Annotated in this window: 21 protein-coding genes and 1 pseudogene; 8 read left to right on the forward strand and 14 right to left on the reverse strand. The window is 59.7% G+C overall.

Annotation, left to right across the window (positions count from 1 at the left end; all coding sequences use genetic code 11):
• Positions 1–28: 28 nt before the first annotated feature.
• The 7 genes from addA to regB form a co-directional block, all read right to left on the reverse strand.
• Positions 29–3388 carry a double-strand break repair helicase AddA gene (gene addA / locus ACR0KL_RS10525; protein ID WP_480776993.1) on the reverse strand — a complete coding sequence of 1120 codons (3360 nt, stop codon included), beginning with the start codon at positions 3386–3388 and terminating at the stop codon, positions 29–31.
• The gene (gene addB, locus ACR0KL_RS10530; RefSeq protein ID WP_480776994.1) at positions 3385–6309 is read right to left on the reverse strand and encodes a double-strand break repair protein AddB; all 2925 of its coding nucleotides are present in this window, start codon (positions 6307–6309) and stop codon (positions 3385–3387) included. Before addB ends, addA begins: the two co-directional genes overlap by 4 nt.
• Positions 6302–6988, reverse strand: a complete 687-nt coding sequence (locus ACR0KL_RS10535) for a nucleotidyltransferase family protein (RefSeq protein ID WP_480776995.1) — start codon at positions 6986–6988, stop codon at positions 6302–6304. The genes addB and ACR0KL_RS10535 overlap by 8 nt, the downstream gene beginning before the upstream one ends.
• Positions 6985–7989: a phosphotransferase gene (locus ACR0KL_RS10540; protein WP_170680587.1), complete on the reverse strand. Its 1005-nt coding sequence runs from the start codon at positions 7987–7989 to the stop codon at positions 6985–6987. Before ACR0KL_RS10540 ends, ACR0KL_RS10535 begins: the two co-directional genes overlap by 4 nt.
• Entirely contained in the window at positions 7986–8459 is a 474-nt protein-coding gene (gene tsaE / locus ACR0KL_RS10545) for a tRNA (adenosine(37)-N6)-threonylcarbamoyltransferase complex ATPase subunit type 1 TsaE (RefSeq protein WP_170680585.1), read from the reverse strand. Before tsaE ends, ACR0KL_RS10540 begins: the two co-directional genes overlap by 4 nt.
• Before the next feature lie 41 nt (positions 8460–8500).
• The gene (locus ACR0KL_RS10550; protein WP_170680566.1) at positions 8501–10009 is read right to left on the reverse strand and encodes a PAS-domain containing protein; all 1509 of its coding nucleotides are present in this window, start codon (positions 10007–10009) and stop codon (positions 8501–8503) included.
• A gap of 66 nt (positions 10010–10075) precedes the next feature.
• Positions 10076–11473, reverse strand: coding sequence for a sensor histidine kinase RegB (gene regB, locus ACR0KL_RS10555; RefSeq protein ID WP_170680563.1), 1398 nt, complete (start codon positions 11471–11473; stop codon positions 10076–10078).
• A 90-nt stretch (positions 11474–11563) separates the two neighbouring features.
• On the opposite strand from regB, the gene ACR0KL_RS10560 reads away from it, so the two are divergent.
• Together ACR0KL_RS10560 and ACR0KL_RS10565 are read left to right on the forward strand one after the other, a co-directional pair.
• Positions 11564–12190 carry an SCO family protein gene (locus ACR0KL_RS10560; protein ID WP_170680560.1) on the forward strand — a complete coding sequence of 209 codons (627 nt, stop codon included), beginning with the start codon at positions 11564–11566 and terminating at the stop codon, positions 12188–12190.
• Between the two features lie 81 nt (positions 12191–12271).
• Positions 12272–12826, forward strand: a complete 555-nt coding sequence (locus ACR0KL_RS10565) for an ActR/PrrA/RegA family redox response regulator transcription factor (protein ID WP_050604676.1) — start codon at positions 12272–12274, stop codon at positions 12824–12826.
• Positions 12827–12870: 44 nt separating this feature from the next.
• On the opposite strand, the gene ACR0KL_RS10570 is transcribed toward ACR0KL_RS10565, so the two are convergent.
• Positions 12871–13359, reverse strand: a complete 489-nt coding sequence (locus tag ACR0KL_RS10570) for a CHAP domain-containing protein (RefSeq protein WP_480777009.1) — start codon at positions 13357–13359, stop codon at positions 12871–12873.
• 197 nt (positions 13360–13556) lie between these two features.
• On the opposite strand from ACR0KL_RS10570, the pseudogene ACR0KL_RS10575 reads away from it, so the two are divergent.
• Positions 13557–13661 (forward strand): annotated as a pseudogene (locus ACR0KL_RS10575) (two-component system response regulator); the annotation flags it as partial.
• Positions 13662–14188: 527 nt separating this feature from the next.
• Here ACR0KL_RS10575 and ACR0KL_RS10580 read toward each other — a convergent pair.
• Complete coding sequence (locus ACR0KL_RS10580; protein ID WP_170680555.1) at positions 14189–14785, reverse strand: HD domain-containing protein; 597 nt, start codon at positions 14783–14785, stop codon at positions 14189–14191.
• 201 nt (positions 14786–14986) lie between these two features.
• On the opposite strand from ACR0KL_RS10580, the gene ACR0KL_RS10585 reads away from it, so the two are divergent.
• From ACR0KL_RS10585 to ACR0KL_RS10595, 3 genes are all read left to right on the forward strand, one after another.
• The gene (locus tag ACR0KL_RS10585) at positions 14987–15301 is read left to right on the forward strand and encodes a hypothetical protein (protein WP_170380174.1); all 315 of its coding nucleotides are present in this window, start codon (positions 14987–14989) and stop codon (positions 15299–15301) included.
• 105 nt (positions 15302–15406) lie between these two features.
• Complete coding sequence (gene ahcY / locus ACR0KL_RS10590) at positions 15407–16795, forward strand: adenosylhomocysteinase (RefSeq protein ID WP_170680836.1); 1389 nt, start codon at positions 15407–15409, stop codon at positions 16793–16795.
• 13 nt (positions 16796–16808) lie between these two features.
• On the forward strand, positions 16809–17555 hold the full coding sequence (locus tag ACR0KL_RS10595; protein ID WP_480776996.1) for an extensin-like domain-containing protein: 747 nt from the start codon (positions 16809–16811) through the stop codon (positions 17553–17555).
• Between the two features lie 35 nt (positions 17556–17590).
• Here ACR0KL_RS10595 and ACR0KL_RS10600 read toward each other — a convergent pair whose 3' ends face one another.
• Positions 17591–18667 carry an L-dopachrome tautomerase-related protein gene (locus ACR0KL_RS10600; RefSeq protein ID WP_170680548.1) on the reverse strand — a complete coding sequence of 359 codons (1077 nt, stop codon included), beginning with the start codon at positions 18665–18667 and terminating at the stop codon, positions 17591–17593.
• A 91-nt stretch (positions 18668–18758) separates the two neighbouring features.
• On the opposite strand from ACR0KL_RS10600, the gene ACR0KL_RS10605 reads away from it, so the two are divergent.
• Together ACR0KL_RS10605 and ACR0KL_RS10610 are read left to right on the forward strand one after the other, a co-directional pair.
• Positions 18759–19649 (forward strand): LysR family transcriptional regulator, encoded by an 891-nt coding sequence (locus ACR0KL_RS10605; protein WP_170680546.1) that lies wholly within the window; start codon positions 18759–18761, stop codon positions 19647–19649.
• A gap of 115 nt (positions 19650–19764) precedes the next feature.
• Positions 19765–20106 (forward strand): DUF2853 family protein, encoded by a 342-nt coding sequence (locus ACR0KL_RS10610; RefSeq protein WP_170680543.1) that lies wholly within the window; start codon positions 19765–19767, stop codon positions 20104–20106.
• Positions 20107–20325: 219 nt separating this feature from the next.
• Here the strand turns inward: ACR0KL_RS10610 and ACR0KL_RS10615 are convergent, their stop codons facing one another.
• From ACR0KL_RS10615 to tsaD, 4 genes are read right to left on the reverse strand one after another with little or no spacing between them, the layout of a single operon-like run.
• On the reverse strand, positions 20326–20748 hold the full coding sequence (locus ACR0KL_RS10615) for an EVE domain-containing protein (RefSeq protein ID WP_170680541.1): 423 nt from the start codon (positions 20746–20748) through the stop codon (positions 20326–20328).
• On the reverse strand, positions 20748–21017 hold the full coding sequence (locus tag ACR0KL_RS10620; RefSeq protein ID WP_170680538.1) for a YciI family protein: 270 nt from the start codon (positions 21015–21017) through the stop codon (positions 20748–20750). Before ACR0KL_RS10620 ends, ACR0KL_RS10615 begins: the two co-directional genes overlap by 1 nt.
• A gap of 1 nt (position 21018) precedes the next feature.
• Positions 21019–21981, reverse strand: a complete 963-nt coding sequence (locus ACR0KL_RS10625) for an NAD(P)H-dependent glycerol-3-phosphate dehydrogenase (protein WP_170680535.1) — start codon at positions 21979–21981, stop codon at positions 21019–21021.
• Positions 21978–23075, reverse strand: coding sequence for a tRNA (adenosine(37)-N6)-threonylcarbamoyltransferase complex transferase subunit TsaD (gene tsaD / locus ACR0KL_RS10630; RefSeq protein WP_480776997.1), 1098 nt, complete (start codon positions 23073–23075; stop codon positions 21978–21980). The genes ACR0KL_RS10625 and tsaD overlap by 4 nt, the downstream gene beginning before the upstream one ends.
• Positions 23076–23140: the final 65 nt, after the last annotated feature.

The raw sequence follows: 23140 nt of genomic DNA on the forward strand, positions 1-23140 counted from the left end.
AGGAACGTAGGTGCCGCGTCGGGTAAGGTCAAGATATCTGGGCGCGGGTCAGCGATTGCGTCACAAGATCGTGTGGCAGCCACATCAACGCAGCCGTCCGCGTCCACAGGATGGCGGTACGAATGGTCTTGTCCGGGTAAATCTGACTTATCGCCTGCGCATAGGCCCCCATCTGTCGCAACAGGCCTTCGGGGCAGGCTTCTGGCTGGTCGGGCACCGTGGCATTTGTTTTGAAATCAATCACATGTACTTCGGTATCCGTTATGATCAGCCGGTCGATGATGCCATGCATCCGCCGCCCGTTCAGTTCCGCTGAAACGGGGACCTCGGCCAGCGCATCCGGCGCGAAGACTGCTTTCAGGTGATCCGCTGTCAAAACCTTGGTGACCTCAGACAACAACTCGGCTCTCGCCTGATCCTGCATATCGGGTAGAACCCGAGCGCACAGCATGGACCAGTCATCCCGAGACGCGCTGGGAAGATGTTCCAGCATCAGGTGCAATCGGGTGCCGCGCAGCTTTGCGGCCTCTTCATCCTGTCCCGCATCACCGGGCAGCGCCTTTACCCCACCAAGGTCCGAGGGGCTGAGAGTTTCTGGTTCTGAGGGCGGATCCTCAGGGGGATGCTGGAAGTACGCGGGCAGGTCCTGACTTGGCTCGGCGTGTTCGCTGCGTTCGACCAGCGGCAATCCCTCCCAATCGCCATGGGCCAGTCGCCGTGTCAGCGACCCCTCTATCTGTGTCGCGCCCGCGCGCTCCATTGCGGCCTCGACCATCCGATACCAGCTGGTTCCATCCTTCCCGACATCCCCAGCAGCGGCCACGATCAACCACTTTTCCGCCCGTGTTAGAGCCACATACAGCAATCGAAGGCGCTCATTTTCTTCGCGGTTTCGGGCCTCCTCGCGGGCGCTGGAGATCAGCTTGGGCGAGACATCGGCGGGAACCTTCCACAGGGGCGTTCCATCAGCCACCATGATCTCGGCATCGCGCGGGGCCTGCCGTTTGCCGGTATCCGGCAGGATCACGATCGGCGCTTCCAACCCTTTTGAGCCATGCACGGTCATCACGCGGATCATGTTGCCCACGCCGCTCATCTGGCGTTTGATCTCCAGATCGTCGGTCTGCATCCAGACCAGAAAGCCGGTCAGGCTAGGAATATCGGTTCGCTCATAAGCCAAAGCCTGCGAGAGCAGCGCGTTGATCCCATCCTCGGCCTCGGCCCCCAGCCGACCTAGCAGTTTTCGCCTCCCGTCATGACGGGTCAGGATACGCTCGATCAGGTCAAACGGCCTCAGAAAGTCGATCTGTCCACGCAGATCGTTAAGGATTGCAAGCGTCTCGGGAAACGCGTCCGAGCGATTGCGCAGCGCGGCCCACAGGAATTTCTCTTGCCGGCGATGGGCCAGATCGAACAGCGCCTGCTCGGACCAGCCGAACAGCGGGGATTTCAGGACCGTCGCCAGCGACAGGCTGTCTTCGGGCGTGGCCAGAAAGCTTAGCAGTGCCGCCAGATCCTTCACCGCCAGCTCGGCGCCGACTTTCAAACGGTCGGCCCCGGCGATGGGCAGATGCAGGGCTTTGCAGGCGCGGATGATCTCGGCAAACAGGTCCGAGCGGCGCTGGACCAGGATCAGGAAATCCCCCGGCTGAACCTTACGGCGCACGAATGTGCCGGGCGTTTCGCCATCCTCGGGGATTGTGGCCCCAGTGTCGATCATGTGCTTGATAGACTGCGCCACCTGCTCGGCCAAAATGACGGTATGATGGCGCGACCCGGGCCGATCCACCGGATCGGTCCAATCGCCATCCTCCTCATCCTCGACCTTTTCCACCACGGGCCAGAGGTCTACGCGTCCCGGCAGGTCTGACTTGAACGCACGGTGCTGGCTTTCTTTGTGAAACCCGGCCTCAGTCTGGTTTTCGAACAGCAAATCAACCAATGACAGGATCGCGCTGGAGGATCGGAATGAATATTCAAGCGTCGAATCCCACAGTTTAGAGCCTGATTCTTGCAGCTTTCGCCCAAACTCTGCCTGCATTCGGTCGAAGGCCTGCGGGTCGGCGCCCTGGAAGGAATAGATCGACTGTTTCTTGTCGCCGACCACAAAGATCGTGCGTTCAACCTCGGACCTAGCCCCTTCCCCGCTGGTGAATTCCTGCGCCAGCTTCTCGACCACATCCCATTGATCTGGGCTGGTGTCTTGCGCTTCGTCCACCAGAATGTGGTCGATGCCGCCGTCCAGCCGGTACAGCACCCATTCGGCCACCGCCGGGTCGTTCAGCACCTGTCGCGCGCGGAGGATCAGATCGTCAAAGTCCAGCCACCCGCGCAGCTGCTTACGGCGTTCATATTCCGGCAGGAATGCTGCGGCGAAGCGATGCAAAACGGTGGTTTTTTGCGCAGCAACCAGAGCCAGCCGTTGTTCGCGCGCGGCCTCAACCCGCAGCATCAGCGATTCCAGCTGTGGCATGCGGTCCGCCAGAGCGCCTTCGCGCAGGGCTTTAGTCGGGAAACCGTTGATCTTGGCGGTGAACGGCTCCTTCGCGCCCTTGCCCGTCAGCAAGACGCCTTCCAACGTTGGCAGATGGGTCAGTTTTGCCTCGGTGAATGCTGCGAGTTTCGCGGCGGCCTTGGCATTGTTGCCGCCACTCTCAATCAGTGCAGGCAACATGGATTGGATCAGGTCAACCTCACCGCCCAGAAACACCTGCCCCGACAGGGTGTCGTCGTCAAACCCCTCCGGTAGGCCAAACCTCTGCAACAGATCCGAGCGCTGCAAGGGCTGCGCGAACAGGTTCCGCTTTTGAGTCACTGCCGCGGTCAGCCTGTCAAACCCGGTATCGGTGACGAACCGCGCGATATCTTCGATCAGCCCGGACTGAGGGCCTTCGGCGAAGTCCTCGATGATTTCTTCGCGCAACAAAGCGGCGGCGCGGTCCTCCATTTCGGCAAATTGAGGGCTGACACCGGCCTCAAGCGGGAAGCGACGCAGCAGTGAGGCACAGAAAGAGTGGATGGTCTGGATTTTCAACCCGCCCGGGGTCTCAATCGCACGGGCAAACAGGGTGCGGGCCTGCGCGAGACGGTCCGAGTCGATTGCTCCTTCGACGCCCAGATCCGTCAGCTGCGCCAGCAACGGCGCGTCCCCCAACATCGCCCATTCCCCCAGCCGTTTGAACAGCCGGTTCTGCATCTCGCTGGCGGCGGCCTTGGTGTAGGTCAGGCAGAGGATGTGCTGCGGTTGCACCCCGCTCAGCAGCAGACGCGCCACGCGGTCGGTTAACACGCGGGTTTTGCCCGACCCGGCATTCGCTGCCAACCAGGTCGAGGCATCGGGGCGCGCGGCCTGCACTTGCCGCTCGGTGGCGTCGTTCCGCGCGCTCATGTCAGGTCCTCAGGGAGCGTTTCGGCCGTGCGATCCCATTCGCCGAACCGGGCCAGATGATCATAGTCGCCGATATCGGTGTCCTTGTGCAGCATGCGGCGCGATGAAAAACCCTGATCAGGGTCTAAGTAGGCAGAAATCAGCTCTTTTAACTCAGCCAGCACCTTGTCCGTGGGCTCTTTGGCGAGCGGAGCGGCGACCTCTTTGTAGCTGCCGCCCATACCGATGAAGATCGCTTCGGCCACGTCGGTGGGGTCGATCCCTTCGATGGCGCCCTGCTCGGCCATGGCGGCTTCGATCAACAGTTGTTTGTCGAACTTCGCCTGCTGGCTTTCGGTCGGAGGCGCGCCGGTTTTGTAATCCACAATCCGCAACGCGCCTCGGCTGTTGCAATCGATCCGGTCGGCACGCCCTGCGATGGTGAAATCCAGAGGCTCCAACACCAGCTTCATCGCGGCCTCAAACGCCACCGGGCCGCTGTCGCCCCGGCGATTGACCTCGGCACTCAGAAAGTCGTCGGCGATCCGCTCCAGCCGCGCCAGCCATAGCTTGCGGGCGGTCGGCCAGGCGACGTGCGTTTCAAGCAGGTCATGGGCACGTTTCAGGAAGTTTTCGCGGGTCAGCAAAGCGGTATCCAGCACGCTGTCCTTGACGAAATGTTCCAGAATCTCATGGATCACGATCCCGCGCAGCAACGCATCGGGGGCCTGCACCAACGGATCGAGTGGTTTCAGACGCAGCACATGTTTGGCGTAAATCGCATAAGGGTCGCGGATCAGGCGCTTGATCTCGGTGACTGAAAGGCGTCGCGGTCGGGCGGCAACCGGAGGTTTGGGCGAGGGGCGATGCGCTGCCTCAATCCGAGGGGCTTGCTCCAGTGTTTTGGCCCATTTCAGATAGGTCCGACCCCGCGCGCGCATATCTGATAGCGCCGTTTGGCCGCCTTGGTCAGGTAGGCCTTGCAACAGGTTCGTCAGACGGTTCAGCCAGCGCGAGGGCACGGTTTCCGCATCGTCCGAGCGGGTGGCGCGGGTCAGCCAGACCTCGGGCGCACCAATGGCTTGTTGGAAGTCGTGCGCCGAGAGCCCGATCCGCCGTTCGGGCAGCAACAATCCCGCCTTGTCGCGCATCTGGCGATTCAGCCATGGGTCTGGCGCTGGGGCTTCGGGCCAGCTGCCCTCGTTCAAACCGCCGAGGATCAGCAGATCTGCACCCTGCACCCGGGCCTCGAGCGTGCCCCAGATCATGATATGCGGGTGCGGGGCGTCGCGGTCGCGGACCTCTTCTCCGGCCAAAAGCGCGCCTAGCAGATCGGCGAAGTCATGCGCGGTCATGGGGCCGCCGTGATGGGCCTCATCGCGCAGATTGGTCAACACTGACAGGGCCTTTTGGCCGGCGTTCTTATCCCACAGGGTACCTTGATCGCTCGCATGTCCAGCCGAGATCGCCTCGGCCAGAGAACGCAATCGGTCGACCCATTCGGTCAGGGGGAGTTCCCCGGTGACTTGCTGATCGCAGAAATGCGCGCTGACCCAGCTCACCCATCCCTCGGGCGCTTCGGTGCGGATCGCGGATGCGGTCAGGCTGGCTTGGTCCGGGAATGGAGGGCCATGGCGGCGCAGGTCCAGCTCCAAATCGCGGGTATGCAGCAGGTGGGCCCCCCGTTCACCCCCGTCATGGCACAGAGGATGTTTCAGCAGCGTCAGCAGCGCCTCACCCTCCAGACCGCGCGCAAAAAGGCCCGCTACATGGCGCAGAAACCGGCCGGGCGGAGACAATTGCAGCGGAAGACCAGCACTATCATCGGGTAGGATGTTCCAGCGATCCAATGCCGCGCTGACCTGCCGGGTCAGCATCCGATCGGGTGTAATCAAAGCGGCGGTCTGGCCCGTCTCAGCCGCCTGTCTCAGGCGAAGGGCGATGGCAAGGGCCTCGGACCGGGGTGAGTCTGCCTCGACCAGTATCAGGTCGCGCGTGGCCTGATCCAACTCGGTCAGGCATGGGCCTTCTGACATCCACGCATCGGTGATAGGGGCAGGGCGCAAAGCCAAAGAAACCAATCGGTTACGCGCGGGTGAGGGCGGTTGTTCATCCGTCCAGGGCAGGACGTGGTCATGCTCCAACCCCAGTTCTCGCATCAATTTGCGGAACCGATATTGTGGGTGATCCTCAGAGGTCAGCGCCTCGTCCAGGCGGTCCCAAACGGCGCGCGGCTGGTCGAAATCATAGCCCGGCAGGATCAAGGCCCCTTGTGGCAGGCGCGCGACGGCTTGCATCAGCATCAGCGTGGTACCGCGCGATCCGGTCGAGCCGGCCAAAATGACGGGATGTTGTGGCGGAGCCTCCTGCCAGCGGTCGATCAGGTTTTCGACCACACGACGTTGCCGCGCCTGTGCATCCATCGCCTGATCGCTGGCATCGACAAAGTGATCCGCGATGCCGATAAACGCCTGCGCGCGGGCCCAATGGCCGGACATATCGCTGACATCCAGTTGGCGGATCGCGTCGGGGGACACGCCCTCGCCCTGCATCTCATCAATCAAGGCGGCGAGACTGCCGGACAGGTCGAACAGCGAGGCCCGTGCGGCCAGATCAGGCTGTTGGTCCAGCAGTTTTGAGATCAGCTGGGTCATCTCCAACCGCCGCCTCAGCGGGGGTATGGCGGGTGGAATCTGCGCCAGATCAACGCTTTCGCCCAGATCGGTGACCAGAGAAAGCCGAGGCAACAGGCATGGCGGCCCCTTATCAAACAGGTCTCGTACCCGTCGGGCCATGCGGCGCGTGTTGACCACCAATTGCGCGCGGGCCAACGCCTCGGGCGGGCCGGAGGCGCGCTGCCGCAGCCCGGCAACCAGCGCGTTGGGGAAATCCGTGCCCGGCGGAACGGCAAACACCCGTGGATGAGCGCTGGTGTCAAACATCCGCCAGCATCCCCTCAGCCAGAGCGATTCCTTCTGGGCGTCCGACGTCACACCAACGGCCGGGATACTTCAGCGCGAAAAGGCGGTTGCGGTCGTGCATCTGGTTCCACAACAGGTTCAAGGAGAAAGCCTTCTGCGGAATGTGCTGCAGCCCGTCAGTTTTGAGAATCTGTACGCCGCCATACACCAGACCCGGCCCGCGCGTGATCCGCCCTTCGGCATCGGCGGTAAAATCCCCTTTGCCCGCATGCCCGATGGTTTGACCAATCGGGACGCACATCAAAAGCGCATCCATCCGATCCGGGTCCCATGCCTCTTGCAGCAGGCTTAGCGGGTTGGGTCCAGCCCAAATTGCATCGGTGTTCATGGTGAAAACCGGGCCTGTGCCAAGCAGAGGCAAAGCCGTCCGCAAACCGCCGCCGGTTTCCAGAATCTCGGGTGTTTCATGCGAGAGCAGGATGCCTTTGGGCGCTAGGTGAGCCTGCAACTGATCGGCGTGATAGTGGAGGTTTGCAACCACACGGGACGGGTGAACGGCATCCACCGATGCTAGCGCGTGGTCGATCAGCGGGCGTCCGGCGACCTCGATTAAAGGTTTTGGCCGGTCTTTGGTCAACGCGCCCATCCGGGTGCCGAATCCGGCGGCAAACAGCATCACGGCATCGGGGGATTGACTCATGATGCTTTCAGCCTTGCAAGGTTTTCCGCAGTTGGCTCGGGCAGGGCGTCGCGCAGGATGTTGGCAACCGGGATCAGCGCGGGATGCTCCAGATCGCGCATCAGATGCGCCCATGTGGCGGGGATCAGATCGACGTAATGTGGCTTGCCATAATCCGTGGCCAGCCGGGCAAAAACACCCAGAATACGCAGGTTTCGTTGCGCGCCGAGAACGCTGTAGGCGGTGCGGAAGTCATGGTCATCCATACCAGAGGCCGCGATATAGCGATTGACCATCTGCATTTCGATTCCGGTCGGCACGGTTCGGCGCACATCCTGCAAGAGCGAGACCAGATCATAGGCCGGGTGCCCCAGCATCGCCAGTTGGAAGTCCAGAAGGCCGACGCGCTGCACGCCCTCGCGTTCTGGCAGCCAGATCAGGTTTTCGGCGTGGTAGTCCCGCTGCACGACGACTTTGGTGCCCGAAGTCTCTTGCAGCAGGATATCGGCAAAGCGCAGCTCGAACCTCTCTTGCGCATCTGCATCGTGGTCACCCAGAATGGCCTGCGCGTATTTGGTAAAGGCCAGAGCGGCCAGCTCGGTCATCAATGTGGGATCGTATGAGGGCAGGGGCAGGATCGGGGCCTCATGCAGGTGCAGAAGAACGTCCGTCGCTGCCTCATAGAGGTGGCGTTCCTGGCTCGGGTCCTTGGTCAGAACGCGTGAAAATAGATCATCGCCCAGATCCTCCAGCACCAAGAAGCCATTCTGATTGTCTTCGACGTAAATCTCGGGCGCGCTGAGGCCCACCGCGCGCAGATGGTTCGCGATCCGGACGAAGGGTTCGACATCCTCTCCGCGATCCGGCGGGGCGTCCATCAGAACCGCCGTGCGACCGGTCGCCGGATCAGTCAGACGCTCATACCTGCGGTTCGAGGCGTCCCCGGCCAAAGGTGCGCGCGTGGCATTGGCCCATGGCGTCTGTGCAATCAGGGCCTCGGCCAGCACAGTGCGATCTGTCATAGAGTATTCTCCAGTTTCCCAAGCCATTTCGGATCAGACCAAGACAGGGTCATGTGGCGTATCTCGGTCTCAATCGGGTCGGTTTGGAAGGCAAGCGTCAATGCGGTGTCGGGGGTCAGCGGCCCCAGTTTGTCAGGCCATTCCACAAGACATAGCGCTGTGTCGAAGGCTTCGGTCAGGCCCAGCTCGTCAACCTCATCCACCGAGGTCAGCCGGTAGAGGTCACAATGCCAAATCTCGCCGATCTGCGTGTCATAGGCCTGCACCAGTGTGAAGGTCGGTGAGGGCACATCCTCGGGCGGGTTCATCAGTGATTGGATGAGGCTACGGGCAAAGTGGGTCTTGCCGCTGCCGATCTCACCTTGCAGCAGCAATACATCCGCAGGTCTTAAGGTCGCGCCAAGACGCGCCGCAAAATCTGCGGTGTCCTGAGGGCTTTGCAGGGTGAGGGTAACAGGTGCCGAAGTCATGGCGCCACAATGGACCTGCGCCCAAGCGGCTGCAACCCGGTTCAGGCGCTGATCTGGGCCATGGGTTCGGCGGCCAGAGATTTGGTTGCTGTCTCAAAGCGCACGATCGTGGCACCGTTCTGCATGGGCACAACGGTACAGTCCAGCGCGGTGCCGTTGCGCATCTGAATCTCGGCGCTCCATTCGGTGCGGTCATCGCGCATGTCCACGAAATCGCGGATCTCTCCCAGGACCGGAGTAGCGACGCAATGATCCTGCCAGATGCGCGTGACTTCGGTCACTGTCTCACTGTGAAATCCGGCCTCATCCTGGGTTCCCCAGAGCCGCTGATAGGCATAGTTGGTCAGGGCCAATGTGCCGTCTTCGGAAAAGACCGCGATTGCGTCGGCCAGCTTGTCGAGGATCGATTGCATCAGGTCCATCTCGGACCGAAAGCGCCGAGTCAGGGTGATCTCCGCGGTGATGTCTTCGAATAGAAACGCCACGGCCCCGTCGGGATGCGGGCGGCCACTGACGGAATAGACCGAGCCAGAGGGCAGGGACCATGTTTCCTGATAGTTCCCGTCTTCAGCCGCCTCGAGCAGATCGTTCATCTGGTTGCGCCATGACCGGTAGTTTTTGGGCTCGGGCATCATGTGCTGATCCCGCAGCCGGTCAAAAAAGCTGGAAATATTGGGACGGCAGCTGAGGAAATCCGGCGGCAGGGTGGTTAGGTCGATCAGCGCCGGGTTGAACAGGGCCAGTTGACGGTTGCGGTCGAAAATAGCCAGGCCGATCGACAGCTGCGCAAAGGTCTTGGTCATCGTCTGCACGAATTTGCGCTGGGCGGTTTCGGCTTGCACAATCGCATTGATATCAACCGCATAGAACAGGCGGCCTTCCGTGTGATCCACCTGAGTAAGGTCGAACCACAATTTGCTGTCGCTTCCGGCCACGTCGATCGAGACGCGGGATTTCCCGCCGCGTAGCGGCTCGGCCCCGATATCTGGGAACAGCGATAGGGTCAAGTCAGCATCCAGCCCGCGCGCCTTGCGAACAAGGGCGACATAGGCCGCGTTGCACCAGCGCACGCTTGCGTTCTGATCCAGCAGCCAGACCGGATAGGGTGCCTGATCCATCGCCAGCCGGATCGGATCATTCGGATCCCGCAGCTTGGTTTTCTTTTCTCTCGTCGGTTCGTGCAGTTGGATTCGAACGATCCCGTCAATCCATTCGCATAGAACCTCACGCTCAACCGTGCAGTCGATGGCCGAGACAACCAGATTGCCCTGATCGCGCACGAGGTCAGGCGTTTCCGGGAAGGTCGGAAAGTCGCGCTGCAACAAGCGTCGAAGATCGCTCCAATCTGCAACATGTTCGAAACCGGCCAACGCTATATCAGAGTGGCTGATCAGGCGGTCGCCATCGAACAGAAAAACGGCGTCGAACAGGGAGCTTGCAGTGAACATGCCATAGCTGTTGTCTCGCCGGGCACGACGCGGCAGTAGCCACATGACCGCAAAACAGCACGAGACCAAGCTGATCGCGGCCAGAATGATCCAGTCTGCCATCTTCTCCCCTTACGACTACGGAACCCCGACGCAACCTAAGGCGAAAATGGTTAACGGTGTCTTAACTCAGACCTGGATAGGCTGGTTGCGCCCGGATGGTACCGGGGTATCGCCCTGTTGCGCGTCGATGCGATTGCGCGGCCATTCGACCTTGACGATAGCACCCCGGCGGTCAGGCTTGTCGGAGAGGTGCTGATACGGGTCCGAGCCGTTGGCAAATTCCAGATCCGCCCCGCTGCGTTCCAATAGGGTTTTGGCGATGAAAAGGCCCAGACCCATACCCTCATACTCGGGGCGCGCGCGCTGGTCTGTTTCGGCCCGTCTGCGCCGCATCAAGGGGTCACCAATCCGCCCAATCAGATGCGAGGGGTAGCCGCGCCCGTCATCCATGATACAGACGGTGATCTTGTCCGAGGTCCACTCCGCCTCGACCCAGACATTCTCGCGCGAGAAATCCACCGCGTTCTGGATCAGGTTGCGCAAACCGTGAATGATCTCGGGTTTGCGTAGGATCGAAGGTTGTTGCACATCCCCATCCAGAACCGGACCTTCGGCAAAATGCACGGTTTTGCCCCTGTCTATATGCGGCTCAGCCGCTTCGTGGACCACCGTGGACAATGGAGCCTGGCGCAGATGAAGATCGTCTTTGCCGGCGCGTCCCATATCGCGCAGGATGTCCCGGCATCTGTCCGCCTGCTCACGGATCAAGGCTGCGTCTTCTTTCAGTTCGGGGCGGTCGTCGAGTTCCTCAATCAACTCGGAACTGGCCAGTTTGATCGTCGCCAGAGGGGTCCCCAGCTCATGCGCGGCGGCGGCGACAACTCCTCCCAGATCGGTCAGCTTCTGTTCGCGCGCCAGCGCCATATGCGTGGCCGCCAGCGCCTCGGACATCGAGCGCGCCTCGGAGCTGACCCGGTGCGAGTAGGCCCCGATAAAGACAATGGCGATGATGATCGCGGCCCAGTTGCCGAACAGAAGAATGTCGGGGATTTGCAGGACCAGGCCAATCTCGGTCCGCAGGGGCAGGTGAAACTCAGCCAGAAGGGTAGCCAGCGCAATCGCCACGGCCCCCACGATGAGCGTTGAGCGGGTACTCATGACATTGGCCGAGATCGTGACCGGACCCAGCAACAGCAGGGCAAATGGATTGTTCAATCCGCCGGTCAGATACAGCAGGATCGCCAGTTGAAACAGGTCGAATAGCACCATCAGGAAGTTCTGAAACTCGGTCAGGCGTTTGTTCTGCGGGAACAGGAAGCTGGCCGTCAGGTTGCCGATCACCGAAACGCCGATCGCCAGATAACAGAGCGTGACCTCAAGCTGCACATGATAGCTGTGCTGAGCCACCGTGATAGCCGTGATTTGGCCAAAGATGGCCACCCAGCGCAGCAGGATAAGGGTACGCAGCCTGATCCAGCTGCTGCGTTCCTGACCGCCCCATAAACTCTGGTTGGATTCTGCCATTGGTCACTTATGTCCTGTTGCATCGGCTGATCATCTTGATAGGTGTCCCGGCTGATACGATCAACAACCCCTTGCACACGGAAAACGATCATGACCCGCCTGTATGCTATTCTCGCAGCTGTCGTTCTTGCTATCGGCCTTGGCGCCATGTGGCTTTTGACAATGGGGTCCGGGTCGGATGACAAATACGCGCAATGCCGTTCCAGCCAGATCGCGGGTGGAGCGGCGGCGATCGGTGGTCCGTTCGAACTGGTCAATGGTAAGGGCGAGACGGTCACCGACAAGGATGTGATCACCGAGCCGACGCTAGTCTATTTCGGCTATACGTTCTGCCCCGATGTCTGCCCGTTTGACATGTCCCGCAACGCCGAGGCCGTGGACATTCTGGCCGAGCGCGGGCAATCCGTGACGCCACTGTTCATCTCGATCGATCCCGATCGCGACACGCCCGAAGTGGTCGGAGATTACGCCTTCAACCTGCATGAGCGTCTGATCGCCCTGACCGGTTCACCCGAGCAGGTCAGGGCGGCCAGCCAGGCCTACAAAACCTACTACAAAGCCCATGACAAAAGCGACGAATACTATCTGGTCGATCATTCTACCTTCACCTATCTGGTCACACCCGAAGATGGGTTTCTTGAGTTCTTCAAACGTGAAGACACAGCGCAGCAAATGGCTGACAAGGTCGGCTGCTTTTTGGATCAAGCCGGGTCCTGACAAGCCAGTTTGACCTTTGGCCCCGCGCTGCTATTACTTCTAGATAAAGCCAAAGGCATGAAATAGCGGAAAGACTCAACGATGGCAGACAGTTCCCAGCTTGATATCGGCCCCGATAAATCTCTGCTTCTGGTGGATGATGACGAGCCGTTCCTGAGACGCCTTGCCAAAGCCATGGAAAAACGCGGTTTCGAAGTTGAAACTGCAGGTTCTGTCGCTGCTGGCCGCGCCATTTCCACCGCGCGTCCACCGGCTTATGCAGTTGTGGATTTGCGGCTAGAGGATGGCAACGGTCTGGACGTCGTCGAAGTGCTGCGCGAAAAGCGCCCTGACAGCCGGGTCGTGGTGCTGACCGGCTACGGGGCCATCGCCACAGCCGTCGCCGCCGTCAAAATCGGCGCGACCGACTACCTGTCCAAACCCGCTGATGCCACAGACATCACTAACGCGCTGCTGGCCAAGGGCGACGAACTGCCGCCGCCACCTGAAAACCCGATGAGCGCGGACCGCGTGCGCTGGGAACATATCCAGCGGGTCTATGAGCTGTGCGATCGCAACGTCTCGGAAACCGCACGGCGGCTGAACATGCACCGTCGGACGTTGCAGCGAATTTTGGCGAAGCGAAGCCCGCGGTAAAAATCAGAGCCTTCACTAGTCTGTTGAGAGGGTAGTCTTTCGGGCTACTCGCCAGACTTCGGATAGATGAACCCGTTCACCGGGTACAAACTGCCATATTGCCCCGGAACGCTCTCGACCCGGACCATTGTCCAGTCATTGTTCTTGGAGACATCTTTCACGCCCATTTTCAATGACACTTTGTTGCGGTGCCAATTGGCGTGGTTCACGATGACGACCCGGTCGCTAACAACATCGGACACGACAGCCACATGGCCCAAAGGCATCCCGCGCGTTGCCCGAAACGACATGACCGAACCGACAGCCGGTTCGTTGCCTCGCTCAAACGCACTGCGCGCTTTACCCCACCAGTCCTTGGCATTGCCGCGAATTTCGATACCGCTGAGGCTTCGTGCGTAGGGCACGCACCATACCCGTTGCCCTCGAGCCTGCTTTTGTGACACCTCTTGCAGCGCCATTGACTGACGTTCTGGATCAAGTTGCACATCGGTTGGACCATGGGCGCAGGCAGATACTAGACTCAAAAGCCCCACCGCAATTGCGGTTCGCGCGCCGCCAGATAAGCGCGGCCAAGTTGTGTCCGTTTTGCGTTTGCCCGTATTCAAGAATCTTCACTGCCCATTTTGAAGACACGCAAGTTTTAGGGTGACCTTATGTGTTGTGAAAAGAGGCTTGTCAGCGTGCGGCAAGATTTCGCCGGTTCTCCGCTACATCGCTAGGACAATTGGGTGAGATTGTAGACGCATCTGCAACCGAAGTTTTGATCACTGGACGCTGCCTGAACATGCACCGCCGAACACTGCGGCGGGTTTTGGCGAAGCGCAACTCGCGCTAGTGTTTGCAACTTGGACTTGCTGTCAGTCTGCGAGCTTACTTGAATGCGACATATTGGTTACTCCATTGCCTTTTCTTTTAAGTAACAGACAACCAACCCCACCAGACCTATGAAGAACCCCCAATGGCCTGCCGTTTCAAATACATATGCCAGCCTATGCGGCGGAAAGCAGTCCTTGCCGCAGCGCAAAGCGATTCCGGCCCAAACTAGCCAAGTACTCGAGTAAACCACGAACCCAAAGAAAAAGGCAGCCAAGAGCGGCGGCAGGGGTCTGTTCTTGCATCGCGCAGAGTAAGCTTTGGCTCCGATCCAAATAGTCAAGAACAGATACGGCCAAACCCAAATGGTGATCGCTGTAACTGCCATCGACCATCGCTCTGCGTTCGAGTCCACATAGCACTTAGTGCAGCCATCAAACAGAACAGCTGAAATGATTAAGCAACAGAAATTCAACGCTATGAAGGACCCGTAGACTAAGAGGCGTCGAACTAAAGCCAGCATTCTCCAACTTTCTACTTAGCCTTCAATCAGCAAAACAAATTGAGTAATTCGCAGTGCCGCTCAGTATAGGCTTTTCGCACGTCCACAGGCGGCCTTAGCCTGATCTCCAGCCCCTCCATCACCGCCCGATCCGGACGACCAAAGAACTTCGTCGCCTCCGCCTCGGAAAAACCCGCGATCTGGGTGGCTTCCATCCAGGCGCTGATCTTGTCGGCCTTTTTGATCTGCCGTTTTACCGATTTAGGCACCTCGGCAGGAAGCCCAAAGCGAATATGAATCGCCGCTGCTAGACGGTCATCCAGCGCGCCATAGTCCGGGCCTACGGCGGATTTGACGGGTGAGATCATGTCTCCGATCACGTATTCCGGCGCGTCGTGCAGCAAAGCTGCCAGCCGCCATTTCACGGGCGCTTTGGGTGCAATACGGCCAAAAAGCTCTTCGACCAGAAGGGAATGCTCGGCCACGGAATAGGCGAAATCGCCCGCCGTTTGCCCGTTCCAACGCGCCACAAAGGCCAGGCCATGGGCGATATCCTCGATCTCGATATCCACCGGGGTCGGGTCCAGCAGGTCCAGCCTGCGGCCCGACAGCATCCTCTGCCATGCGCGGGGTTGTGTTGCCATTATGCCATGCCTTGTGAAGTGGGACACAATAAAACCAAATTGTTTCTGCTATGATGTACCTGTCAGGATCACCAGCTGCCAACGTTTTCTTGAGCATTCGTGCTTTGAAACCACACCAACTGATCCCGACATTTAAACCGAGGGGGGCACTGGCTTCTCCCGGTGCGCTCCTCTCACAAAGTGAAACGAAAGGAGTTTGCTATGTTCAAACGTATATTCGCAGTCGCCCTGACCTTTGGCATGGCCGCCACGGCCCCGCCCGCCTTTGCCCAGAATTGTGCAGAGCGCGAGCATGTAGTTGACAAGCTGCAGAAAAGCTACTCGGAAGAGCTGGTTTTCGGGGGTTTGCAGAAAACACGCGGCGCGCAGTCGGTCATGGAGGTCTGGACCTCACGCGAAACGGGTAGCTACACCGTTTTGGTGACCCATGCGAACGGCTTAAGTTGTATTGTCGCCGTTGGCACCGATTTTTTTGAAGCGATTCCGAAGGTCAAGGTTGACGGCACGCCCAGTTGATTTTTGCGGCGTAGAATCCCGTTTTCGGTCATCCACATTGCCACCTGCCCCAAGGGATGCTAGGGGCAGCCGGAACTGTGATTGACCGCAAAAATGGAGCGCCTTATGGCCGGGGACTATATCGTCAAAGACATTTCGCTGGCCGGGTTCGGCCGCAAGGAACTGGATATCGCCGAAACTGAAATGCCGGGCCTGATGGCGCTGCGTTCGGAATATGGTGAAAGCAAGCCTCTAAGCGGTGCGCGGATCGTTGGGTCGCTGCACATGACCATCCAGACTGCCGTTCTGATCGAGACGCTGGTTGCTCTGGGCGCGGATGTGCGCTGGGCGTCGTGCAACATCTTCTCGACCCAGGACCACGCGGCAGCGGCGATTGCCGAGGCGGGTGTCCCTGTCTTTGCCATCAAGGGCCAGACGCTGGAAGAGCATTGGGATTATCTGGACAAATCCTTCTTGTTCGAAGACGGCCCGAACATGATCCTGGACGATGGCGGCGACGCGACGCTCTACATCCTGTTGGGCGCCCGTGCCGAAGCAGGTGAGGACATCATCCCTGTGCCCGGCTCGGAAGAGGAAGAGGTGATCAAGAAGCAGATCGCCAAGCGTATGGCGGCTAGCCCGGGCTGGTTCACCAAGATGCGCGACCAGATTCAGGGCGTGTCCGAGGAAACCACCACCGGTGTGAACCGTCTGTATCAACTGGTGAAAGACGGTCACCTGCCGTTCCCGGCGATCAACGTGAACGACTCGGTCACCAAGTCGAAATTCGACAACAAATACGGCTGCAAGGAATCGCTGGTCGACGGTATCCGCCGCGCCACCGACACCATGATGGCTGGTAAGGTTGCAGTTGTGTGCGGCTATGGCGATGTGGGCAAAGGCTCGGCCGCTTCGCTGTCCGGCGCTGGCGCGCGTGTTAAAGTGACCGAGGTCGACCCGATCTGCGCGCTGCAGGCTGCGATGGACGGCTACGAAGTCACTCTGCTGGAAGACGAAGTTGCAACGGCGGATGTGTTCATCACCACCACCGGCAACAAGGACGTGATCCGCATCGAGCATATGCGTGCGATGAAGGACATGGCCATCGTCGGCAACATCGGTCACTTCGACAACGAAATTCAGGTGGCCAGCCTGAAGAACCACAAATGGACCAACATCAAGGAACAGGTGGACATGATCGAGATGCCCTCGGGCAACCGTATCATTCTGCTGTCCGAAGGCCGTCTGCTGAACCTCGGCAACGCCACCGGTCACCCGTCCTTCGTGATGTCGGCCTCCTTCACCAACCAGGTTCTGGCGCAAATCGAGCTGTTCACTAAGGGTGACCAGTACGAAAACAAGGTCTACATCCTGCCCAAGCATCTGGATGAGAAAGTGGCCCGCCTGCATCTGGATCGTATCGGCGTGAAACTGACCAAGATGGACAACGAACAAGCGGCCTATATCGGCGTTGCGCCGGAAGGCCCCTACAAGCCCGAGCATTACCGCTACTGATCGCGGATCGGGTATGACCAAACGTTCAGGACGCCGCCGGATCTTGTATCTGGCGGCGTCTTTCTTTTCGATCATCGTATTTCTATTTCTTGTTGGGTCGGCCGGGTATGTACTGCTGTCGCATCCCAAGTCACCGCTGCCCGACCACTGGAACCCTCTGCGGGACCTGACCCTGACCGCGCCGGTCACGCCCGTTACCAAATATCAGTTGAACCGGGCATTGGCGGATGAGGCGCAGTGCCGGGCCACGCTGTCCGATGCCGGTGTCGCGTTCTCGGAGATGGAGGATCTGGTCGTCGACCAGAACTGCGGCATCGCCGGTCGGGGTGAGCTGTCCCGCTTGGTCAGTGCGCGGGTGGGCGGGGTCGAAACCCGCTGTACGACGGCCCTGCGTTTGGCGATGTGGGAGCATCACGTCGTCCAACCCGCCGCGCAGGACTTGTTGGGTACTCAAGTGCGCAGCTTGCGCCATCTCGGCAGCTATAATTGCCGCCGCATGCGGACCGCGCAGGGTGAAAACAGCGGTTGGAGCAGCCACGCCACGGCGGATTCGATTGATATCATCGGGGTGGAACTGGCGGATGGGCGGGCGCTCAGCCTGCTTCAGGATTGGTCCACGCCGGGACCCGAGAGTGCTTTTCTACAGCAGATCGGGCAGGGCGCCTGTAACTGGTTCCGCGTGGTTTTAGGCCCCAATTTCAACCGTTTGCACGCGGATCATTTTCACCTGCAAGGCCCTGGCTGGGGCTATTGCCGGTAGGTTTACCGGCCCCGCAGAACAGGGCCGGACCAGGATCAGCGTCCGCTGACCGCATCCGCCAGCGATTTGAACCGGACAATCTTGTAGATCCCCTTCGAGGCATCCTCGCCATTGTTCAGAACGGGTGAGCGGTGCAACTCGTTAATCGTGGCATAGACATAGCCATCCGCACCGATCGAGAACCCGTCTGGCCACGGCAACTCATCATCCGACTGGAACAGAACCTCATAGCTGCCATCAGGCTTGGTCACCCCCAGTGCATTGTCCGTCATCGCGGTGATATAGACATTGCCGCCTGTATCCACGGTCGAGCCGTCCGAGATCGGTTTGTCGCCATAACGTTCTACCTGCGCCTCAAGATCAGCATCCGAAAGGCTTTCATCCAGCAGTGCCGCAGTGGGGATGCGGTACATCGCGCTGGCTGTCATCGGCGCGAAATAGACCCACGTATTGGTGGGATCGACGGTGATCGGGTTGATGCCGATTTTGGCCGGATTGCCGCCCAGCGTAATCTCACGCCCGTCGATCACCATCGGGGTATCCTCGGGGATCGTGTATTGCGAACCCTCCAGAACGCGCCGCGCGCGGCCCGTCTCAAGATCAACCACGATGATGGCCGAGTTCTGACCGTCACCCGTATCCGAGATGTAAATCGCACCATGATCACGGTCCACGGCAAGGTCGTTCAGGAACGAGGTCGGCCGCGCGACCGGGGCGCCGATATAGTGGATCGCGTGTAGCTTCTCGATCTTGGTGTCCCAACCTACGATGCGCCCGGTCTGGTTTTCACCCTGACCGTCCAGCATCCACAGGATACCATCGCGATCTGCCCGCAGGCCCAGAACGCCGTTCAATCCATCCGCATCGTCTTGCGGGGCGCGGGCCCAGTCCTCGGTCGGGTAGGGCTTGGTTGATCCGTCGGGCATCACTTCGACCACGCGCAACTCGGGCCCGTAGAATTCATGCACCGACATGAACATGCGCCCATCGGGTCCAATCGCCAGATTGCCCGGAGGCACGGCCTTCTCGAACTCAAGATACGTTTCCAATTCGGTTGCCGCGGCGGGCAAAGCCAGCGCCAAGGCGCATGTAGCTGCATAGAGCGATTTCATCGGGTCCTCCTCTGATGTGCCCGATCAGATACCATTTGAAATTTTCGCGGATAACTGGCTCAATTTCGAAACCAGTGTTAGGAATTTTCGAATGTACCATGTGAACGATCTTCTGACCTTTATCTCTGTCGCCAAAACTGGAGGGGTCGGATCGGCTGCAAAGGCGCTGGGCATTTCGGCAGCGACGGTCAGCCATCGGATCGGGAAGTTAGAAGAGGTGCTGAACCTCAAGCTCTTTCACCGCAACAGCCGCCGGGTTCAGCTGACCAATGAAGGCCTGATCTTTCTGGATCGGATCGAGCCTGTGCTGTCAGATTTGCGTGAGGCCGAGTTGGAGGCCGGAAGCGGCAAGGGGGCGCTGCGCGGCCATCTGCGTGTAACCCTGTCACCGTGGATCCTGTCCCGGTTCATCATGCCGTTGATGGACAGTTTCCAAGAGGACCATCCGGACTTGACGATCGAGTTTCTGGCGGTCGATCGCTATGTCTCTCTGGTCGATGAGGGCGTTGATTGCGCCATTCGTGTCGGGCAATTGCCGGACAGCACGCTGAAAGCGCGCAAGCTTTGCGACAACGACCGGATCATCTGCGCCGCGCCGGGTTTCATTGCACGATACGAAATGCCCAAATCCGTCGAAGACCTGCGCAAGATGCGCTGGGCGTGTTTGCCTTGGCAGACGCGTTTCGACACTCATGAGGGGCAACTGTCCGTCACGCGACGTATTGCCGTTTCCAACTCGGACATGTTGACCGAAGCCGCAGTGCAGGGGCTGGGGCTGGCGGTCAAATCCCGTCTGGCCGTTCAGCGAGAGCTGCAGCAGGGTACGCTGGTCGAGGTTTTGCCAGGTGCGTTGAAATCCCCATCTGCACCAATTGCCTTTGTTCACGCGGGCAGCAGCACGCCGGGGCGCAAGGTTCGCGCGTTTTCGGACCTTGCAGATCGAGCCTTTCAAGGCGCGCGGCAAAGGCGCTCCTCCGCTTAGGGGGAAAGCACGGAATTTTTCCCTTTGTGGGAATAGGAGGAATGGCTAGGCTTCCGACACCTGTTTTTAGGATTTGAGTAACCGCAGCCAGGACTGCTGATAGGGAGACTGTTTTATGGGAAAACGCGACGATCTGATCGCCAAATACGCCGATGATCTGAAAAACAAATGCGGCATGGATGCCGATATGGACCTGCTGACCAAGGTCACCATCGGGTGCGGTCCGGCGATCTATGACGCCGACGCGTCGACCGTGGCAGCCAGCCAGGACGTTGAGCTGGAGACCGTCAAAAATAATTTCCTCATCAAAAAGCTGGGTCTGGCCGACGGGCCCGAGCTGATGGAGGCCATCAACTCGGTTCTGGAAACCTATGGCATGTCCGAGCGCAACAAGTACCGCGCGGTGGTCTACTACATGCTGACCAAGCATTTCGGCAAAGAATCGGTTTACGGCTAAACGTTACGTTTTCCACCCAAACGCCCGCCTCCCCATCGGCGGGCGTTTTTGTTTTGATTTATATTTTAAGGACTTGGTGTTTGAAGCTGCCTGAGAAAACAGGTTATGGTCCTTATGTGGCCAGGACGGTCAGAACCAACAGATTCCAATACGCGTGTGGTGAGTAGGGAGCACGTGGGGTAGGGAAGGTTCTGCACCGTGCAGGGCCTTCCCTCTGTTTTAGTCGGCCTCAGTCGAGCCCAGGGCGCAGATCACCTGCCATTCGGCTTCAGTGACCGGCTGCACCGATAGACGAGAGTTTTTGACCAGCACCATCTCACCCAGACGTTCATCCGCTTTGATCTGGTCCAGCGTGACGTGAATTTCAAACGGCCTTACCGCTTTGATGTCCACGCATTCCCAGCGTTCGTCATCGGTGGTGCTGTCGGGATGGGCCTCGGCGCAGACTTCGACGATACCAACGATCGCCTTGTCCTTTTGCGAGTGGTAAAAGAACCCGCGATCACCGATTGCCATTTGCCGCATGAAATTGCGCGCCTGATAGTTGCGCACGCCGTCCCATTCTTCTCCGGCATCGCCTTTGGCAACCTGCTGATCCCAGCTCCAGGTCGATGGCTCGGATTTGAACAGCCAGTATGCCATCAGCCGATCACCTTTTTCCACGGGATCAGTTCAACGGATTGGAAAAGACCGGCCTTGGCATAGGGGTCATTGTCGGCCCAGCTTTGTGCAGCGGCCAGATCTTCGACTTCGAGAATAACCAGTGAGCCGATCATCGCGTCTCCGTCCAATAGCGGGCCGGCCTGCGATACAACGCCGGTTTCTTCGATATAGGCCAAATGGGCCGCGCGGTTGTCCAGCCGAGTTTGCAGCGCGCCGGGTTTGTCACGGGCGATGAGGGCGATGAGCATGTTATTCCTCCTTGAGGGGTCGGTTGAGCAGGGTTTCGATAGCTTGCGCCACACTGTAAGCGCCTTGGCTCAGGTCGGCCACTGTGACGCTGATGGGCATGTCCAGACCTTCGTCCTTGGCGATGTCGGCCATGGCGCGGGCGGTGGCGACGCCTTCGACAGTTGTTGTGGTGTCAAAAGGTTCGATTCGACCCAAACACTGGCCAAAACGATAGTTTCGGGACAGTTCGGACGAGCAGGTCAACACCAGATCACCCAGTCCAGAGAGCCCCATCAGCGTCTCTGGCTGCGCGCCGCGCATCAGGGCAAAGCGCTGCATTTCCGCAAATCCGCGGGTCATCAGTGCAGCGCGTGCGCTGTCGCCTAGACCGGCCCCGATGGCAGCGCCACATCCGATGGCTATAACGTTTTTCAATGCGCCGCCGAGTTCCGCTCCGATCACATCGGTGGTGCGGTAGAGGCGTAGATTGGCAGTGGTTAGTTCGGCTTGCAGTGTTCCGAGCAGATCGGCATCTGCACAGGCCAGGGTCAGCGCTGTCGGCAGGCCACGCGCGATGTCATCCGCAAAGCTGGGGCCAGTCAGGAGCGCTGGTCGTGCATCCGGAATGGTTTCGCGGATCACGGAAATCGGACCGAGGCCCGAGGACAGTTCAATCCCCTTGCAGCACGCAACCAGGGTTTTCCCGGCCAGCACCGCCGCGTGTTCCTGCAGTGCATGGCGCAACTGTTGCATCGGCACAGACACCAGAAGGACATCGTTTGCCGCCGCTTCTTTGATATCAGAGGTGACGGTGATGGCATCGGGCAAGGCGACATCGGGCAATCGGTTCTTGTTGATCCGACTATCCTGCATGGCTTTCGCCTGCTCGGCGCTGCGCGACCACAGGGTGACTGGCCCGCTACCGGCCAGTGAGATCGCCAGAGCCGTGCCGAACGCCCCTGATCCCAGAACCGAAACGCTCATGCCTTTGCGCCTTTTTTGCCGCTGCCGAGCATGGCGGGGCTGGTCTGGTCCAAAGGCCAACGGGGTCGCGCTGCAAGATCCAAGCCGTCGCGCGCACCTGTGCGAAACCGTTCCATCCCCGCATAGGCGATCATGGCCGCATTATCGGTGCAAAGTGCAAGGGGCGGGGCGGTGAAACGTGCGCCTTTTTCGGCACAAACAGACTCTAATGCAGAACGAATGGCCGAATTTGCAGCCACACCACCCGCGACGGCAATGACCGGGTCCGATGGGGTCTCGGCCAGATACAGATCCATGGCGCGCCTTGTTTTCTCGGCCAAAGTGTCCACGACTGCCTGCTGAAACCCGGCGCATAGATCGGCGCGATCCTGACGGGTCACGCCACCTTTTTCAGCAACGATCTGATCTCGCATCCGCATCAGCGCGGTTTTCAGCCCTGAGAAAGACAGGTCACATCCGGGCCGGTCCAGTAAGGGCCGGGGAAAGCGGAACCGCTCGGGATCGCCCTGGCGCGCCTCGGCCTCGACCGAGGGTCCACCGGGTTGCGGCAGGCCCAGAAGACGGGCGGTTTTGTCAAAGGCTTCGCCGGGGGCATCGTCTATGGTGCCGCCCAGACGGGTGAATTGCTCGGATCCGTGGGCGATCAGGTATTGGCAGTGCCCGCCCGAGACCAGCAGCATCAGGTACGGAAAGGCTACTCCATCCGTCAGGCGCGGGGTCAGGGCGTGGCCTGCCAGATGGTTTACCCCAATCAGAGGCAGGCCGGTCGCCGCACTGATCCCCTTGGCGCACATGACGCCGGACATGACCCCTCCGATCAGGCCGGGCCCGGCGGTCACGGCGATGGCGTCCATATCGGCCAGTGTTAGACCCGCATCCTCTAGCGCCTGAACGACACAGCTATCCAGTTTCTTGGCATGGGCGCGCGCGGCGATTTCGGGGACGACGCCCCCATAAGCGCTGTGCAGCTCAGTTTGGCCATGGACAATCGACGACAGCACTTCGGCCTCTTCGCCGTCGGTTTGGCGCACGACGGCGGCGGCTGTGTCGTCACAGCTGCTTTCCAATCCAAGGACGGTAAGTGTTTGCACCATTGGCGTGATCCGTTGCATCATGATTGCCAAGCGGGGTACCACCCTGCGCGGACGCAAACAATCCC

Source organism: Ruegeria sp. C8, assembly GCF_056537565.1.